At 28.8% G+C, this 17,110-nt stretch carries 15 protein-coding genes and 2 riboswitches; of the genes, 3 read left to right on the forward strand and 12 right to left on the reverse strand.

Annotated elements, in window-relative coordinates; genetic code table 11:
* Positions 1-50 precede the first annotated feature (50 nt).
* Positions 51-144, reverse strand: a riboswitch (guanidine-I (ykkC/yxkD leader).
* Between the two features lie 365 nt (positions 145-509).
* From JW646_RS19435 to JW646_RS19455, 5 genes are all read right to left on the reverse strand, one after another.
* Complete coding sequence (locus tag JW646_RS19435; RefSeq protein WP_074916958.1) at positions 510-1,862, reverse strand: APC family permease; 1,353 nt, start codon at positions 1,860-1,862, stop codon at positions 510-512.
* A 347-nt stretch (positions 1,863-2,209) separates the two neighbouring features.
* The gene (locus JW646_RS19440) at positions 2,210-3,160 is read right to left on the reverse strand and encodes a hypothetical protein (RefSeq protein ID WP_228416085.1); all 951 of its coding nucleotides are present in this window, start codon (positions 3,158-3,160) and stop codon (positions 2,210-2,212) included.
* A 134-nt stretch (positions 3,161-3,294) separates the two neighbouring features.
* On the reverse strand, positions 3,295-4,110 hold the full coding sequence (locus JW646_RS19445; protein ID WP_228416086.1) for a nitroreductase family protein: 816 nt from the start codon (positions 4,108-4,110) through the stop codon (positions 3,295-3,297).
* A gap of 33 nt (positions 4,111-4,143) precedes the next feature.
* Positions 4,144-4,605: a GNAT family N-acetyltransferase gene (locus tag JW646_RS19450; protein ID WP_228416087.1), complete on the reverse strand. Its 462-nt coding sequence runs from the start codon at positions 4,603-4,605 to the stop codon at positions 4,144-4,146.
* 21 nt (positions 4,606-4,626) lie between these two features.
* Positions 4,627-5,745 (reverse strand): erythromycin esterase family protein, encoded by a 1,119-nt coding sequence (locus tag JW646_RS19455; protein WP_228416089.1) that lies wholly within the window; start codon positions 5,743-5,745, stop codon positions 4,627-4,629.
* A 215-nt stretch (positions 5,746-5,960) separates the two neighbouring features.
* Here JW646_RS19455 and JW646_RS19460 point away from each other — a divergent pair, with 215 nt between their 5' ends.
* Positions 5,961-6,206, forward strand: a complete 246-nt coding sequence (locus tag JW646_RS19460) for a hypothetical protein (RefSeq protein WP_074916969.1) — start codon at positions 5,961-5,963, stop codon at positions 6,204-6,206.
* Between the two features lie 50 nt (positions 6,207-6,256).
* On the opposite strand, the gene JW646_RS19465 is transcribed toward JW646_RS19460, so the two are convergent.
* Entirely contained in the window at positions 6,257-6,727 is a 471-nt protein-coding gene (locus JW646_RS19465) for a DUF3916 domain-containing protein (RefSeq protein WP_207706343.1), read from the reverse strand.
* 681 nt (positions 6,728-7,408) lie between these two features.
* The gene (locus JW646_RS19470; protein WP_228416091.1) at positions 7,409-8,701 is read right to left on the reverse strand and encodes a dicarboxylate/amino acid:cation symporter; all 1,293 of its coding nucleotides are present in this window, start codon (positions 8,699-8,701) and stop codon (positions 7,409-7,411) included.
* 385 nt (positions 8,702-9,086) lie between these two features.
* Between JW646_RS19470 and JW646_RS19475 the strand changes: the two genes are divergently transcribed.
* Both JW646_RS19475 and JW646_RS19480 read left to right on the forward strand, forming a co-directional pair.
* Positions 9,087-9,407 carry a (2Fe-2S)-binding protein gene (locus tag JW646_RS19475; protein ID WP_228416097.1) on the forward strand — a complete coding sequence of 107 codons (321 nt, stop codon included), beginning with the start codon at positions 9,087-9,089 and terminating at the stop codon, positions 9,405-9,407.
* Positions 9,408-9,547: 140 nt separating this feature from the next.
* Positions 9,548-11,377 carry a S8 family peptidase gene (locus tag JW646_RS19480; RefSeq protein ID WP_228416099.1) on the forward strand — a complete coding sequence of 610 codons (1,830 nt, stop codon included), beginning with the start codon at positions 9,548-9,550 and terminating at the stop codon, positions 11,375-11,377.
* 30 nt (positions 11,378-11,407) lie between these two features.
* On the opposite strand, the gene JW646_RS19485 is transcribed toward JW646_RS19480, so the two are convergent.
* The 5 genes from JW646_RS19485 to JW646_RS19505 all read right to left on the reverse strand — a co-directional run bounded on the left by JW646_RS19485 (position 11,408) and on the right by JW646_RS19505 (position 17,016).
* Entirely contained in the window at positions 11,408-12,583 is a 1,176-nt protein-coding gene (locus tag JW646_RS19485) for a cation diffusion facilitator family transporter (protein WP_074916979.1), read from the reverse strand.
* Between the two features lie 142 nt (positions 12,584-12,725).
* Entirely contained in the window at positions 12,726-13,733 is a 1,008-nt protein-coding gene (locus JW646_RS19490; RefSeq protein WP_228416102.1) for a GGGtGRT protein, read from the reverse strand.
* Positions 13,734-13,752: 19 nt separating this feature from the next.
* Entirely contained in the window at positions 13,753-14,445 is a 693-nt protein-coding gene (locus JW646_RS19495) for an iron-sulfur cluster assembly scaffold protein (protein ID WP_228416105.1), read from the reverse strand.
* Positions 14,446-14,495: 50 nt separating this feature from the next.
* A riboswitch (Fluoride riboswitch) is annotated at positions 14,496-14,569 on the reverse strand.
* An 87-nt stretch (positions 14,570-14,656) separates the two neighbouring features.
* Positions 14,657-16,414 (reverse strand): Hsp70 family protein, encoded by a 1,758-nt coding sequence (locus tag JW646_RS19500; RefSeq protein ID WP_228416108.1) that lies wholly within the window; start codon positions 16,412-16,414, stop codon positions 14,657-14,659.
* Positions 16,415-16,560: 146 nt separating this feature from the next.
* Positions 16,561-17,016, reverse strand: coding sequence for a nucleotide exchange factor GrpE (locus JW646_RS19505; protein ID WP_228416110.1), 456 nt, complete (start codon positions 17,014-17,016; stop codon positions 16,561-16,563).
* Positions 17,017-17,110: the final 94 nt, after the last annotated feature.

A 17,110-nucleotide genomic window follows, 5' to 3' on the forward strand; every position in this document is an offset into this window, starting at 1 on the left:
CCTCCTTAAAAATAGCAATAAAAAAAAGCCATAGGGATATTATTAAAAATATCTCCCAGGCTTTTATCCTTCCGTGTACACAGTAACTGTGGGTTTTCTCTCGGACCAGCCAGCATAAACTGCGGAACCCTAGAAAACTAAAATATATAATTCAATTATAGTGGAATTCTATCACAATATTAATATTAAATCAATTATATTTTTTATATGTTAACCAAAATCATCTTCCAAATTTTTATTTCTTTCGTTACTTCACCTCTATGCCTTTTCATTTAATATAATTTCTTCAAGTTTCTCTCATTCCATAATTTTACTATAAAATATATTCTCATTACTACTTTATTAATACATCTTAAGATAACTTAAGATAATCTGTTTAAATAACTTCTGTCTAATAATAAAAAGGATAGTATAATAACCTTTTAAATTTAAGTTATCATAACTATCCTTTTATTTGTAACCGTTTACATTTATGGGTCTATCCTATTATTCATTTACATCTATAATATCTATCCTATTTTTTCAGTTCCGAAATCTTTTACTCTTAATTTATCAAAATAATTATATATAGGTAAACCTAGTAAAGTTACTACAATACTACCAATTGCCAGTGCTCTACTAAATGAACCTGCAAAGAATAATTGATTTATAATTACAAACAATCCTCCACACATTGCAACAAGTGGTATTAAAGGGTACATTGGTACTTTGTAAGGTCTATGTAAACTAGGGTTGTCTTTTCTAAGTTTTATCACTCCATAAAAAGTTAATATATAGAACGCCCACACAGAAAACATAGCTAAATCTGTAAGTAAATTAAATTGACCTGATATTGAGTATACAATTGAAATTACTGAGATAACAGCTATTGAATATGCTGGAGTATCTTGTTTATTAAGTTTCTTTATAAATTTGCTACCTGGTACTAATTCTTTCATACCTAAAGTATATAAAGGTCTTGAACCAGTTAAAATATATCCATTAACGCATCCAAATAATGATATTAATATACCACATGTGATTAATTTTCCACCTGTTGCCCCTAGAATAATCTCTGCTACTGCAGATGCTGGAGCGTCATATGATGCTAATGTACTTGCTGGTAATACACATAGATATGATATATTTATTATAACGTATACTGACATAACAACTGATAAACCACCAACAATAGCTCTTGGTAAATCTTTGCCTGGGTTTTTCATTTCGCCTGCTATAGCCCCTACGTTTATCCATCCATCATAAGCAAATAATACAGCTATCATAAGTTGACCCAATATACTCATTGGAGATAATCCCTCTCCTACCATTGGACTCATTATTGATGCTGTAGATGGATTTCCTTTGACAAAACCTAATACTATTAATATAACTAAAGGTATTAGTTTACAAACTGTAGATACTGTTTGTATTATACCACTAGTTTTTGAACCTAAATTATTCATAAATGCTAAAAATATTATTACACCTATTGAGAAAGGTAAACTAAGTGAAGGGTTAGCAAATAGATAAGCAACTTGCTGACCAAACATTACAGATATAGCTGCTATCATTGCTGGGAAAAACAGTAAACTTTGCATCCACCCAGTTAAAAATCCTAATTTTTCACCATAAATTTCTTCTATGTATATCATCATTCCACCTGTTTTAGGTATAGCTGCTGATATTTCAGCTGCAGTTAATCCACCAGCTATTGTAAGTACACCGGCTAATATCCATGCTAAAATTCCCAGTCCTGGTTCTCCTCCTGTCAAAGTATATACTGCTTGAGGTTTAAAAAATACCCCTCCACCTATAACCATTCCAATAACTGTTGATAGTGCTGCTGATAGTCCTAGATTTTTTTGTAAATTTTGTTCCATAACTCTTCCTCCCTTTTTAATACAAACAATAATTAGAATCACACCTTATTTGCCACAACAAAAAAATACATTCCTTGATAATTGTAGTACAAAAAAACGTTTTCGCAATACTTTTTATATTACTCAGAATTTTCTAACTATTTTATATTAATGCCTTTTATAATAGTCAATTTTTATTTTAGACATAATAATCAAAAAAATAGTAGTAATAACTTTAATAGTTTAAGTTATTACCACTATTTTCCTGCTTGAAGTAGCTTTTATTTAATTTATACTTTTTTTAGATTTCAGATTATTTTCTTGTATTTTCTTGTATTTTGTTGAAATGATATACTACCTAGCCATCTTTATTTTTTCAATTCACTACAAGTTTTTAATATTTTATCTATGTTTTCCTTTGTATACCCAAAATCTCCATCTATGGCTAATACTTTATCTTCATACAAAATAATACGTTCCTTGTTTTCGCCTATAAATAATTTCTTTGCACCCCAATTTTTAAGTTCTACTGAATTATTGTCTTCTTTATATAAGCTGTAATCACTTAAGTCATTATAAATACTTTCAAAACTTTTATTTAAAACCCACTTATTGTCACTGAAAAAATACTCTATCTCAAAACGCCCTTTTACTAGTCGATCAGTATAGTATTTTTTCTCAATAGGATGATAAACAATCTGCTTAAAATAAACATCTTCTGCAAATATTGTTTTTCTTACATCTATAGAATCATCAATTTCACCTTTAATTTTATTATTTAACTCTGTTAATTTCAAATTTATGTTAACATTTGGTTCCTTGTCTTTTAATAAAACATTGGCACCTATTGTGGTACTTACCCCTATAATAAATAGTAATGATAATGTAATTGATCCTACTTTTTCATACTTCATTTTTCTTTTAACTATATTTATTGGTATTATATACTCACTTTTACCACCTTGCATACTAACTCTATGTTTAAATAAATATTTTATTTCTCCAATGCATATTATTAAAAATATTATAATAAAAAAATTAGCATAACATAACATAAAAATTTTCCAGTAACTTGTTATTGTATAGTAAAAGTCTACGTTGTACTCATAATGGATATTTTGAATAAAAAATACATATATTATAACAAATATAGAGCTAAAAGATAATTCGTCTTTCATAAAGGTTTGAAAATACTTTCCATTTGATTCTTTTTTTTCAAATATTAAGTATTCACTATCTTCACTTTTTACTTCCCATCCATAATTCTTCTTTTGTTTTATATATCTTTCAATAGGATTTTTACTTTTATTTCTTATCATTTCGTCTCTCCCCCTAACATGCTTAAAAATTCATTTGAAAATATGTTACTTTTGAGATTGAAATAAATTTACTATTTTTCATTCCTGTTAATCCCCCTTAATAACTTCAAAATTATTTTTTACTCTTATTAAATTTATCCTATCCAAGATATTAAGTACTTAAATTTATCACTCTCTTTCTCATTAAGCACTTTAAACTCACCTTTAAGCCCTTTTTCTTTAGCACTTAAGTGAAAATGACATAGAGCAATACCCATATCAATTTTGCTCATTTCTATTTTACCTTCATTGTATATATGAAAATTATCATTTTCCTTTACTATCCTCCAAGGCTGTTTGTTTACAGCAGATGGAGCTAATCTTACATTTTCCAAAACTTCACCAAAATCCCCTGCTTCTTCATAAGTAAGCGGCCTATCAAAATTATTTTTAAAAAATATTTCATTAAAAGCTTTTCTTTTATTCGTATTAGTACCAAATACTTTTGCAATAAAAGTTTTCTTTTCAGCTTCAATACCTACTGGAGATACTATTGGTAGAGCTTCATTGCTTTTCAAATCTATGGCTTTTGCAAATTTGCCCTTATTAAAAGTTCCTCCTAGCCACACAGTTCCCAAATTTAGAGAAGTACAGTATAATACAACTTGTTCAAATAAGTATCCCAAATCATAAAGTCCCATTTCTCTTTTGTCATAAGCTGCTGTCAAGTAATAGTTTGCACCTTTTATAACTCCGTATGTTCCTAATTTCGTCTCTTTATCATTGTCATCTTTTTCAATTAAATTAACTCTTATTTTCCCACCAAATATTCCTTCACTATTATTAATTTCTTTTAAGTAAGTCTCTATTTTTTCTATAATGTACTTTGATAATTCTACATCTTTGTAAGTTCTTACTGAATGTCTATCTTTTATTATTTCTGTAATTGATTTATTAAAAGTATTATTCAAATTAATCCTCCTTTAGTCATCATGTAAAATAAACTACCACCATTCCTTCAACATTCTAAATTCCTTATAAACAGTATTTCCAATTTTATATTCAAAGGAATCTTTTTTATTAAAGCCGTATTTCTCATAAAGCTTCATGGCTACTTCGTTGTCTATTTCCACACTTGTATATAAATTTTCCTCTTCGTATTTTTTATGAAAAAACTCTAAAAACTTTTCAAGAGCTTTTGATCCATAACCTTTGTTTTGGTGATTAATATCTATCATAAATCTAGAAAATGACCATCCCTCCAGCTCTTTGTCATAATCATATAATATAAATCCTACCATTTCCTCATCATTATAAATACCAATAGGATATAACTCTTCTTCATAAAAAGCTTGTACCAAAGATATTGCATTACTTGCAACATAGTCCTTTTGGTGGTCTCCTACCTTTAGATTTATACAAATATTGTAATTTGATTTATCTATCTCTTTAAAATTAATATTCATATATTCCTCCCCAAAAACATTTTAGTTTCCATATACTTGTGTTTTTTTAGAATTTCTAAGTATCATCAATCCTTGTATATAATCACAAGTAACCTTATTTTCCTTACTTCCATTAAATAAATATTCTTTATTATAAAAAGGACTTTTTTCCCCTGAAAGTTCAATAAATTTATCAGATTTAATATTATTAAAATAAGAATAATTGAAAAAATTCTTTGATGGAGAATTGCCTTCTTTATTTTTATAAACACATAACAAGGAATAAACTTTATTTTTTACTGGAGAGGATTTACTATTTAGTAATGTTCCAAACCTTATCTCTTCCATAGTAAGAAAATCACTATTCATGTAATCTTGATATATATGTTCACTTCCAAATTGTCCAAAGAATTTTTCTCCTTTTTTTAGTGAATATAAAAATGCAAAGTTTTTCATCATTACCTTATCACGCATATCTTTTCCTCCACCAAGTTGATACAAGTTGTTTATTCCATTTTCAAAATATATAAATTTATCCCCAAAATATTCTTCACATGATTTTTTATCTTCTTCATAGGCAATTTTTAAATATTTAGCAGACTTTCTATTTTCTTCTTTTAGAAGGTAAATTGCCCTTTGAAGAGATTTGGGCACAGGTTTATTCTTATCTATTAAAGTTTTTATACCTTTTACAGCAGCCAATAAGTCATGTTCCACATCAACACCATAGATATTTATTTTAGAGTCTTCATCTAATTCTAAGTTGTATTTATATAACCATTTATAAAATTCATATTTTTCTTTAGTATAGGCCATTGTACCTTTTAGTTGATTCATAAAAGATTTTAAATAATCTTCATTGCCACTTTGTATATATTCATTTAATAAAAGTACATTACAAAAACCTGCCTCTTCCATTATGTTATTAATTCCAGCTTTTTTATTTAAGTATGTAAAAAATTCTTTTTTAAATTTATCACTTTTGGCCATGGTGTGAGTTTCACCAGAAAGAAATACCTCATAATTATTTGTATTTATTAAATCAAATGAGTTATTTGATTTTATATAATGATTAATTCTTATATCTTTATAAAAAACAATTGTTAATATTACTATTATCACAAGTAGTACGATCATTAGTATTTTTATAAATTTCTTCATATACTCCCCCATACTTTTATATGACTTATTCTAATTGTAGCACAGTGAAAAAACAAAAATTTTATTATGCTAAGAATTTTTAACACTTCTATAATAAAGAAAGTAGTATAATTTTTTTATGACTCATAATTCCTAATAATTTGTAAGAAAAATTTCTACAATAGGGAATAATGAAATTAAAAGAATTTTAGTGAGAATGGAGGAATATAATATTTATGAAATCACCTGGTATGATATCCATAGTTTTAGGAATAATAATTATTATTTTTACATCAGTAGAATACTATAAAGGAAAAACTGAAAAAATAAATTTATTTGTAGATTTAGGTAGTGGTATTTTTATTGTAACCCTTGGATTATTACTATTATTTAATATAATCCCTAGCAAATACATATCATTTATTGTTTTTCCAGCAATGATTATATATTTTCTTATTGACCAGAAAATTAAGATTAAGTAAATTAATGATTTATCACAAAAATAAGCCTATATCTTCATTAAGATATAGGCTTATTTTACATCTATTTCACCAATAAACCACAACTCTCCTTCATAGCATAAATCTTCTTCATAGATTTCTTCTTTATATCCTTTTACTTTCATTGAACTTGGAAAATTTAAATTCCATTCTTTACAAATGTTTCTCTCCTTTGAAAGTGTTATCCATTTTTGATATTCTGTATTTCTATTAAAGAAATTCTTATAGTACTCATCTCCAAAGAATACTATAATCTGCGAATCCCATAGGCTAGGAAGATTTATGCAAGCCACAATTCTTACAGAAACATCTGATTGTAGTTTATTATTAATCAAAAATTCAACTCGATCTATAATTAACTGAATAAACTTTCTTCTTAAAGACGCAGGTGTTTTATAAGAATCAATAAATCTTTGGGATGTTGGTATATGTAAATGCCAGTAACCATAATCTAAATCGATTTTTGGAAATTCTGAGGTTAATTCTTTTAATTTTTTTTCCATAACCTTAAATTTCCGACTTTTCCCCCTTATCTTTTTTTTATATGATTTATCTGGATATATATGAAACATCATATCTCCTCCTTTATTTATGTCTAAAATTTACTCTAATACTCCTCCTATCTATTCTTCAAAGACAGCACTTCTTGTACGCAAAGGGGTATAAACATTATTAATGACATAATCATTACAATAACGTAAACCACGTCGTTTATATCAGTTAAACGACTCACTATATTTAGCACTATAAAAATGATCATCCCCAAATAACCAATAATTTTTATATACATACTCATTATCATGTTCCTTTCATATTACATATTTCTTTATCATATGAATTTTAAATATCTCTATAATATATAATACTATAAAAATAAGATTTACTTAGGAATATTTAACTATTTCATTTATATATTTATAATTCCAAATCAATTTATTTTTATTTATTTAGAGTATATATAATAATAAATTTGCATAATATTTAATAAGCTACAATTTATTTATCAACGGTGGATATTTATTTAATATAAAATTCAACCATAGATACTATCAATAGGCCTTAAGGTAGTTAGAGTCAAGAACTCATTTTGTTTAGGGCTACTTTTTAAATAAATAAATTGTAGCTTTATATATAAAGGGTGTAACATTTTTGTTACACCCTTCTGTATTATATCTATTTTATATCTAAGCAAGTGCTGCTTGCTCTTCTTCTTCATAACTTTCAAATACGTTTCTATCTAAATCTCCATTTTGATGAGCAACTATAGCAGTACAAACAGCATCTCCTGTTATATTTACAGCAGTTCTAGTCATATCAAGTATTCTGTCTATACCCATAATTAATGCTATACCTTCTACTGGAAGTCCTACAGAGTTAAACACCATAGAAAGAGTGATTAAACCAACACCTGGAACTCCTGCTGTACCTATTGATGCCAACGTGGCTGTTGCAATAACAGTTAAATAGTCAACAAATGTTAAATCCACATGGAATGCTTGAGCTACGAATATAACTGCCACACCCTGCATGATTGCTGTACCATCCATGTTTATAGTAGCTCCTAGAGGTATAGTAAATGAAGATATTTTCTTATTTACTCCAATTTTTTTCTCTAAAGTATCAATTGACATTGGTATTGTCGCGTTTGATGTTGCTGTAGAAAATGCAAATCCCATAACTGGTGCAAATTTCTTTATGAATTTAATTGGATTTAATCCTGTAAATCCTTTAAACATTGACATGTAAACAACAAAACATTGTAAACCTAAAGCAAAGAACACACTAAACATGTATTTTAACATTGGTACAAAAGCATCAAATCCTATGTTTGCAAATGTTTTAGATATTAAACAAAAGACACCTATTGGAGCAACCTTCATAACTATCATTGTCATTTCCATCATTACATCGTTAAATTGTGCAAAGAATTTAGATACCACATCTGCTTTCTTACCTAATTTTGCAAGTATTATACCAATTAATATGGCAAACAAAATTATTTGAAGCATATTTCCTTCTGCTAAACCTTGTATAGGGTTTTTAGGTATTATATCTAATAAAGTATCTGCAAAACTTGCAGTTTCTGCTATAGTAGTTTTTGTTTGTTCTATAGCTGATATATCAAGTCCTATTCCTGGGTTAATTACTTTTGCTACGGATAAAGCAACTGTTATAGCAAGAGCAGTAGTTATTAAGTAAAATCCCATAGTTTTAATTCCTACTTTACCCAAAGTTTTTGTATCACCAATAGCTGATGCTCCACATACTAGAGAGCAAAATACTAAAGGAACAACAAGCATTTGCATTAATCTTAAAAATCCGTTCCCTATTATATAGAATAATCCATCTATTAAGATCTTATCTCTAAAAGTACTAGCCGGTACAAAATAATGTAGAATTATCCCAAGTACGGCACCTAATATTAATGCTATAAAAATTTTAGTTGTTAAGTTGAATTTTTTCTTTGTAGTCTCCATTTTAGCCTCCATTTTTAATTAGAATTTTCATAGTCATAATATTAATCATTTAATAAATTGCAAGCTTATCTAAATCATATTCATTTATTATGACATTTCTTCCTTCATTTTTCATTGATTTTTGATATTTTTCCCGGCATTCCTTGTGTGTCCGAGTTTTTTATTAATGTAATTATATCAGAAAATGAATAATTGTAAATATGTATATCTATATTCAGAATATTCAATTTTATTTTTACTTTAGTTTAATAAAATACCACTTCCAACTTATTATTATCATTAAGATGAATTAAAAATAATTGTTTAATATGATATATGTCTTGGTATAAACTTAAAGATACCAAATGCGTATTTATAAAATTAATAATATGACGGAGGAATAATTATGGCTGGAAATAAAATAATATGTCATTGTAAAAATGTTTCTTATATAGATATAAGAATGGCAATGATAGATGGCGCAAGAACTTTAGAAGAAATCAAAGAAAAAACAGGAGCTGCTACTGGATGTGGTAGATGTGCACAAGCTATAGAGGAAATATTAGCTTCAGTATGTGGATGTAACAAGGTGTCATTAGAAGACGTTGTAAATGCAGTAAACAATGGTTGTGATACAGTTGATAAAGTTGCAGAAGTTACTAAAGCCGGATCTTCATGTGGAAGATGTAAAGCTTTAGTTCAAAATGTTATAAATATAAAAAGATAGTTTTTAAATTATCTTTATAAATAGGAAAAGGAGTTTGCTATATTAATAATGTGGTAAACTCCTTTTTGTTGACAAAATTCTATTTATTTCCACATATTTTATTGTATAATATATTTAAAATTTAAAATAAGGGGGAACAAATGAATAAGTTAAGAAAAATAGTAATCACTTTCTCAATACTTACTTTTACTTTTATTTTTCTGGAAAATACAACAACTATAGCAGATGCTGATTCACCCCAAGTGGAAAAAGTAGATAACTACGATGACCTTTCCAGTGAATTATCAAATCTTATAGATGAAAATGAAGTAAAGCAACCTTCAAGCTCAAAGTATTCTAGCAAACGTTTAATAGTAAAATCAAAAACTAATAATTTAAATCTAGCTGATTTAGGTGCAAAAGACATTATATCAGGCCCTGATAATTTATATTTTTTACAGTTTGATAGTGAAGAGTCAACAAAAGACGCTTTTGAAAAACTAAATTCAAATGTAAATGTAGAATACGTTGAACCTGATATAGAATTGGAAGTGGAAAGTACACAAAGCTCAAATAGTATTAACAAATCTACTTTGTCAAATACTTCATTTAATTCTTGGGGTGTTAAACGTCTTCAAATAGACAAGTATGCCAATTCCTTACCTAATAAGTCAAAGGAAATCACTGTAGGTGTGGTTGACTCTGGAATTGTAAGTCATCCTTTTCTTAAAAACAGAATTTTATCTAAGGGGTGGGATTTTTTAGATAATGATAATACTCCCAATGACCTAAATGGACACGGCACTGCCATGGCTGGTGTACTTGTAGATTGTACTCCAAATTTAAATGTCAAAATATTACCAGTAAAAACTTTTAATAGTGATGGTAAAGGTAGTACATCTAATATAGCCCTAGGAATAAGATATGCAGTAGACAATGGAGCTGATGTATTAAACTTAAGTTTTGGCGGAGTTCATCATTCTTTTTTACATGATGCAGTAGAATATGCTCTTAAAAAAAATGTAGTTGTGGTTACCTCAGCTGGAAATGATAGCGAAAATGTATCTTATTCATGCCCAGCAGATATGGATTCTGTAATAGTTACTTCAGCCTCTGATCAATCAGATGAAATAGCATATTTTTCAAATTATGGAAATACTGTTGATGTGGCAGCACCAGGTTATGAAATATTAACTTGTTCATATAAAGGAGGTTATACTGAAGAAAATGGTACTTCTTTATCAGCGCCTCATATTTCTGCCATGGCTGCATTAATAAAGCTTGCTAACCCTAGTATTACTCCTGCAAAAGTTGAATCACTAATAATCTCCAGCGCAGATGATTTTGGTGAAAAAGGTTGGGATAAATATTACGGACATGGTATTCCTAATATGAGTAAAATTGTAAATACACAAAGTGTAATAATACCTAAAGCAGTTAGTAGTTTTAAGGTAGAAAATTATACTACTTCACAGGTAACTCTTTCTTGTAAACCTGTAAGAGGCTCTTACGGTTATGCAATTTATAGATACAACTTCAAAGAAAAAGAATATGATAAAATTGCCACAGTAAAAGAAAATCCAAAATCTAGTTCTGTTCGTTTCACTGACAAAAACAGAGCTTCAGGAACTATTTACAATTATAAAATTAGAGCAATTACCAAAGTTAACAATAAGCATTATTATGGTCCTTACTCCAAAGCTAGAGTTGTAACAAAATTATATAAACCTACAGTTACTCTAAAATCATCCAAGTCAAATGTTAATATGTCTTGGAAAAAAGTCAACAGAGCAACTAAATATAAGATATATAGAGCAACTTCAAAAAATGGTAAATACCACTATATAGGTTATTCAAATAAGACTACATATACAGATAAAAAATTAACTAAGAAAAAAACATATTATTACAAAGTAAAAGCTGTTAGAACAGATAATAAAAAAGATTATTACGGCTATTACAGCACAATTAAAAGTATAAAAGTAAAATAAAAAATTACTGGGTTTTCCCAGTAATTTTTTTTAAAAATATTTATCTATAGTTATTACACAATTATATAAAGGATCCATTTTTTTAATTTCTTCTATTAAGTCATTTCTAAGTTCTTCTTCCTTATCCTTTGTATTAATATTGTGAGCATCAACTTCAACATCGAATATAAGGTTTATCTTATTTTCCCCTTCAGTAATTCTAAAGTCGTGCATAGATTTTACATCATCAAATTTTAAAAGTATATTTTGAACCTTTCCTTTAACTGCATTTATTTTATCATCATGAATACACATTGGATCCATATGTATAACTAAATATATATTTAGCTTTTGGGAAATTTCTCTCTCTGCACTATCTATGATCTCATGAATTGTTATTAAATCAATATTTGAAGGAATTTCAGCATGAATAGATGCCATACATTTTCCCACACCGTAGTTATGAATTATTAAATCATGAACACCAATTATATTATCATAAGATAAAACTCCTTGCTTGATTCCTTTTACCAATTCTTCGTCTGGCGCTTCCCCAAGAAGTGGGCTTATTGTCTCTTTAACTAAAGAATAACCTGCATATAATATGGCTACTGAAACAACTAAACCTACATAACCATCTATTGGTAATGTGGTAAATTTTGCAGCTAAAAATGATATTAACACACAACTAGATGTAAACACATCTCCAAGAGCATCTACTGAAGCTGCTTTTAGTGCAGATGAATTTATTTTTTCTCCCACATATTTATTAAATCTACTAAGCCAAAATTTTACTATTAAAGATAAAAGTAATAAAATAAATGGTATCATTTCAAAAGTTATTGGCACAGGGTTCATTATTCTATCTACAGATGTTTTTATAAACTGAACACCTACAAGCATAACCATAAATGCAACTACTAAGGCTGATAAATACTCCATCCTACCATGACCAAAGGGATGTTCCTTATCTGCTGGTCTATTTGCCAGTTTAATACCTACCATAGTTATTACAGAAGATGCCATATCTGATAAGTTATTAAAACCATCTGCTGTAATAGAAACACTTCCACTCAAAAATCCTACACTTATTTTAACAATAGATAATACTAAGTTACATATAATTCCTACTATACTGCCCATATATACATAGGCATTTCTAGTTTTTTCGTCTTCCGTGTTTTCATGATTTATTATGAATTTTTTAGTTAAGTAATCTGAAATCATTTTTCTCTCCTTTTTAACAATACTTCTTTTACTTATATTATTGTGCTTATACTATAATAATATATAGTAATGTTTTTTGTCAAAAAATAGAAGTATTGTCATATTAATTTAAACAAGAAAATTTATTTCACAATACTATAAATTATTTACAAACATTGTAGCTTTCCTCTATAGCTACTGCAATAGCTACCGTAGCACCTACCATTGGATTATTGCCCATACCTACAAATCCCATCATTTCAACATGTGCAGGCACAGATGAAGACCCTGCAAATTGAACATCACAATGCATTCTTCCCATAGTATCTGTCATGCCATATGATGCAGGACCTGATGCCATATTGTCCGGATGCAATGTTCTTCCTGTACCACCACCTGACGCAACAGAGAAATATTTTCTGCCTAATTCATAACATTCTTTTTTATAAGTGCCAGCTACTGGATGTTGGAATCTAGTTGGATTTGTAGAATTTCCTGTTATAGATACATCAACTAATTCACTATGCATAATAGCTACACCTTCTCTTACATCATTACTACCATAGCATCTCACTTTACTTCTTTCTCCCTTTGAAAACTTACATTCTTTTATTATGTTTAACTCATTTGTATAATAATCGAAATTCGTTTCTACATAAGTAAATCCATTTATTCTAGAAATTATGTAAGCAGCATCTTTTCCTAAACCGTTTAATATTATTTTTAATGGATTTTTTCTTACTTTGTTTGCTTCCTCTGCTATTTTTATGGCACCTTCTGCTGCTGCAAAAGACTCATGTCCAGCTAAAAAGGCAAAACACTTAGTTTCTTCTTCTAATAACATTCCTCCTAGATTTCCATGACCAACCCCAACATTTCTACTATCTGCTACGGACCCTTCTATACAAAAGGCTTGAAGGCCTTCTCCTAAGACTCTTGCAATATCACTAGCTTTTTTACATCCTTTTTTTATTGCAATGGCACTTCCCAAAATATATGCCCAGGCTGCATCTTCAAATGCAATAGCCTGCGTATCCTTTACAATCTTATATGGTTGTATATTTTTACTTTCACAAATATTTTCACACTCATTTAAAGAGCTTAAATCGTATTTTTCTAATACATTGTTAATTTTATTTATTCTTCTATCATAGTTTTCAAACAAATTCATTATAATTCCCCCTTAAAATTTATTCATGTCTAGGATTTACATTTTTAACAGCTTCTTCAAATCTTCCATAGATAGACTTAGACTTTTCAAGTGCTTCATTTGCGTCCATATTATTATTTATAAATTCCATCATTTTACCTATATTAACAAACTCATATCCTATTATTTCATCATTTTCATCAAGACCTATTTGAGTTACATATCCTTCTGCAATTTCCAAATATCTTGGTCCTTTAGACTTAGTTCCATACATTGTTCCTGTTTGACTTCTTTGTCCTTTGCCTAAATCATCAAGTGCTGATCCAATAGGAAGTCCACCTTCAGAAAAAGCAGTTTGAGTTCTTCCATAAACTATCTGTAAAAATAATTCTCTCATTGCTGTATTTATGGCATCACATACTAAATCTGTATTTAAAGCTTCTAGTATGGTTTTTCCTGGCAAAATCTCAGAAGCCATTGCTGCAGAATGTGTCATTCCAGAACACCCTATAGTTTCAACTAATGCTTCTTCTATTACACCATTTTTAACATTTAAAGTTAATTTGCAAGCACCTTGTTGTGGGGCGCACCATCCAACACCATGAGTCAATCCTGATATATCACAGATTTCCTTTGACTTTGCCCATTTTCCCTCCTGAGGAATTGGTGCTGGTCCATTATCAACTCCTTTGTTTATTTTGTACATATTACTAATCTCGCAAGTATAATCCATAATTTTATCCCCTTTCTCAAATAAAAAAAGCTAATGAGTTCCACAACAAAAAGGTTGTAGAAGTCATTAGCTTTGTAAGCAGTTTTAGCAATTACTATGGGAGAACCTCATTCCCATTTATTGGTTTATAAATTATATTATAACATATTTATGTTTGTTTTTATAATTTTTATATTAGAAATCACTAAGAGTTTATTATCTTACTAATATTTTATTCTTCAAATAATATATCAGTTAACTCCTCATCATACTTCTCCACCAATTCTTCATTATCGTGAATTACTGCCAACTTTAATTCTTCCAACAATTTTTCTATTTTTCTATATTTAAAATCATCTTTGTCTATTTTAGAATTTTTAATTTTATTTTCTGCAAGCTCAACTATACTTTTAACTCCTGATGCCAAGTCATATTCTTGCCATTCATCTACTTTAAATCTTTCATATAGATTTTCATCTACCAATGCATCTTGTGGCAACTTAATTAATTTGAAGTTGTCTATAATTTTATTAATTGATATTCCTGTACTCATTATAGTAGCCTTTACCTCTAATATTCCATTTAAATCATAATCAAATTGAACTTCTATACTCTCCTCCCCTGCTCTAGCCTTTGGAACTCCTTTTAGTAAAAAGTCACCTATCTTCGTATTATCTTCTGCCAGCTCTTCATTTCCTTCATAAACTTCTACCCTTACTTCTTCCTGGTTATCTACTGCAGTATAATATAATTTCTTTTTAGAACAAGGAATGCTACTGTCTATTGGAATTATACAATCAAAAGCTCCATTAATTACTTTCCCATCCCCTATTTTTATTATACTTGTTCCCAGATTATGGCTACATTTATCAGCTATAATAAGATTTTCTTCACTAGTAATTTGATTACTTTTTATACCTGCTTGAATTGCAGCTCCCATGGCTACAGCTTCATCTGGATTTATTCCTGATATAATTTTACCCTTAAATTTACTTTCCACTAGCTCTTTTACAGCAGGTATTCTGCTAGACCCACCAACTAAAAGCACTGTATCAATATCTTTTGCCTTTAAGTTGGCAGCTTTTAAAGCTTCATCAATTTTTTGTGTAGTTCTTTCAACTAAATCTCTTGTTAACACATTGAATTTGTCTCTTTTCAGCTCAATACTTAGAGATACAGGTTTATTATCAATAACAGTTATAAAAGGTATGTTTATTGTAGTTGATAGTTGATTTGATAATTCTTTTTTTGCATTTATGGCAGCTTCTTTTACTCTTAGTTTTATACTTAACTTATTTTGAACATCTAGGTTTTTATATAAATTTTGATTATAAATTCTTTCAAATTCCTTTTCTATGTATTTTTCTATTCTACTATCAAAATCCTTTCCACCAAGTCTATCATTACCTCTACTTGATTTAACATCTAAGATACCTTCAAACATTTCTAAAATAGATACGTCAAAAGTTCCTCCACCAAGATCGTAAACAAGGATCTTTTCTTCTTTGTCTGCATTATTAATACCATAAGCCATGGCTGCTGCAGTAGGTTCATTTATAATTCTTTCTACCTTAAGACCTGCCATCTCTCCTGCAAGTTTTGTTACCTTTCTTTGAGAGTTGTTAAAATTAGCAGGTACAGTTATAACAGCTTCTTCCACTTCTTCTCCCAAATAATCTTCTGCATATTTTTTCAACTCTTTTAAAATTAAACTAGATATTTCATGGGGCATATATTCCTTTTCTCCCATGGTAATTTTAGTGTCTGAACCCATAAGTCTCTTTACTTCTGCCACTGTTCTCTCAGGAGATGGTATTAACTGATTATAAGCTACCTGTCCCACAATAACAGTATTATCTTCTTTCTTTCCAACAACTGACGGAACAATTCTATTTCCAAAACAGTCTGGAATAATTTTCGGTTCATCATTTTCTATGTAAGCTATTTCCGAAGTAGTTGTCCCCAAGTCAATTCCAATTATCTTTCCCATTTTATCTTCTCCTTATCATATCATTTTAAGCAACGGATGTATCTGCAGCGGTAGCAAAGATACATCGTTGGCGTTATGAGCCTAGCGATTTTTAAGCAACGGATATATATGAAGCGGTAGCCAATACATATCGCTGTGCCATGCACCTACCTGGCTATAATTACTGAAGCAGGTCTTATGACCTTCCCTCTAAGCATATATCCTTTTTTAATCACTCCAATAATCTCCTTGCTCTCCTTCAAAATACCTTCTTCCACTGCAACACATTTATGTAATTCTGGATTAAAAAACTCTCCCATGGATTTAATTTCAACTAAGTTGATTTCACTCATTTCTTTACTAATAATTTTTTTCATTATATCCAAGCTATACAAAAACTCCTCATTATCCAAATCTGCTATAATTTTTTCAAAACTATCTATTTGGTCTAAAATTAAAATTATTTTCCTATAAATTTTTATCTCATTACTTTTTCTTTCTTCAATTTCTTTTTTTAGTTTAAAATTTTCCTTGTTGTTCTTATTTAGATCCTCTTTTAAGGATTCAATAGACATTATGCTTTTTTTGCTATTTTTATTTATTATTCTTAAATCACTTTTCATATTCATAATAACTTCAGCCAAATCTTTTATATTACACTCTTTCTTTACATCCTCACCCTCACTCAACATCTACTCCTCCTTATAAAATTCTCAT

Origin of the sequence: Terrisporobacter hibernicus, assembly GCF_020809405.1 — a bacterium.
Taxonomy (GTDB): Bacteria; Bacillota; Clostridia; order Peptostreptococcales; family Peptostreptococcaceae; genus Terrisporobacter; species Terrisporobacter petrolearius.

Excerpts from the sequence above, each read along its gene's own strand:
- JW646_RS19450 (WP_228416087.1), bottom strand. The coding sequence starts at position 4,605 with ATGAATATTAATTTTAAAGAGATAGATAAATCAAATTACAATATTTGT.
- JW646_RS19480 (WP_228416099.1), top strand. The coding sequence starts at position 9,548 with ATGAATAAGTTAAGAAAAATAGTAATCACTTTCTCAATACTTACTTTT.
- JW646_RS19455 (WP_228416089.1), bottom strand. The coding sequence starts at position 5,745 with ATGAAGAAATTTATAAAAATACTAATGATCGTACTACTTGTGATAATA.
- JW646_RS19465 (WP_207706343.1), bottom strand. The coding sequence starts at position 6,727 with ATGGAAAAAAAATTAAAAGAATTAACCTCAGAATTTCCAAAAATCGAT.
- JW646_RS19505 (WP_228416110.1), bottom strand. The coding sequence starts at position 17,016 with ATGAAAAGTGATTTAAGAATAATAAATAAAAATAGCAAAAAAAGCATA.
- JW646_RS19495 (WP_228416105.1), bottom strand. The coding sequence starts at position 14,445 with ATGGATTATACTTGCGAGATTAGTAATATGTACAAAATAAACAAAGGA.
- JW646_RS19485 (WP_074916979.1), bottom strand. The coding sequence starts at position 12,583 with ATGATTTCAGATTACTTAACTAAAAAATTCATAATAAATCATGAAAAC.
- JW646_RS19435 (WP_074916958.1), bottom strand. The coding sequence starts at position 1,862 with ATGGAACAAAATTTACAAAAAAATCTAGGACTATCAGCAGCACTATCA.
- JW646_RS19470 (WP_228416091.1), bottom strand. The coding sequence starts at position 8,701 with ATGGAGACTACAAAGAAAAAATTCAACTTAACAACTAAAATTTTTATA.
- JW646_RS19475 (WP_228416097.1), top strand. The coding sequence starts at position 9,087 with ATGGCTGGAAATAAAATAATATGTCATTGTAAAAATGTTTCTTATATA.
- JW646_RS19440 (WP_228416085.1), bottom strand. The coding sequence starts at position 3,160 with ATGATAAGAAATAAAAGTAAAAATCCTATTGAAAGATATATAAAACAA.
- JW646_RS19490 (WP_228416102.1), bottom strand. The coding sequence starts at position 13,733 with ATGAATTTGTTTGAAAACTATGATAGAAGAATAAATAAAATTAACAAT.
- JW646_RS19500 (WP_228416108.1), bottom strand. The coding sequence starts at position 16,414 with ATGGGAAAGATAATTGGAATTGACTTGGGGACAACTACTTCGGAAATA.
- JW646_RS19460 (WP_074916969.1), top strand. The coding sequence starts at position 5,961 with ATGAAATCACCTGGTATGATATCCATAGTTTTAGGAATAATAATTATT.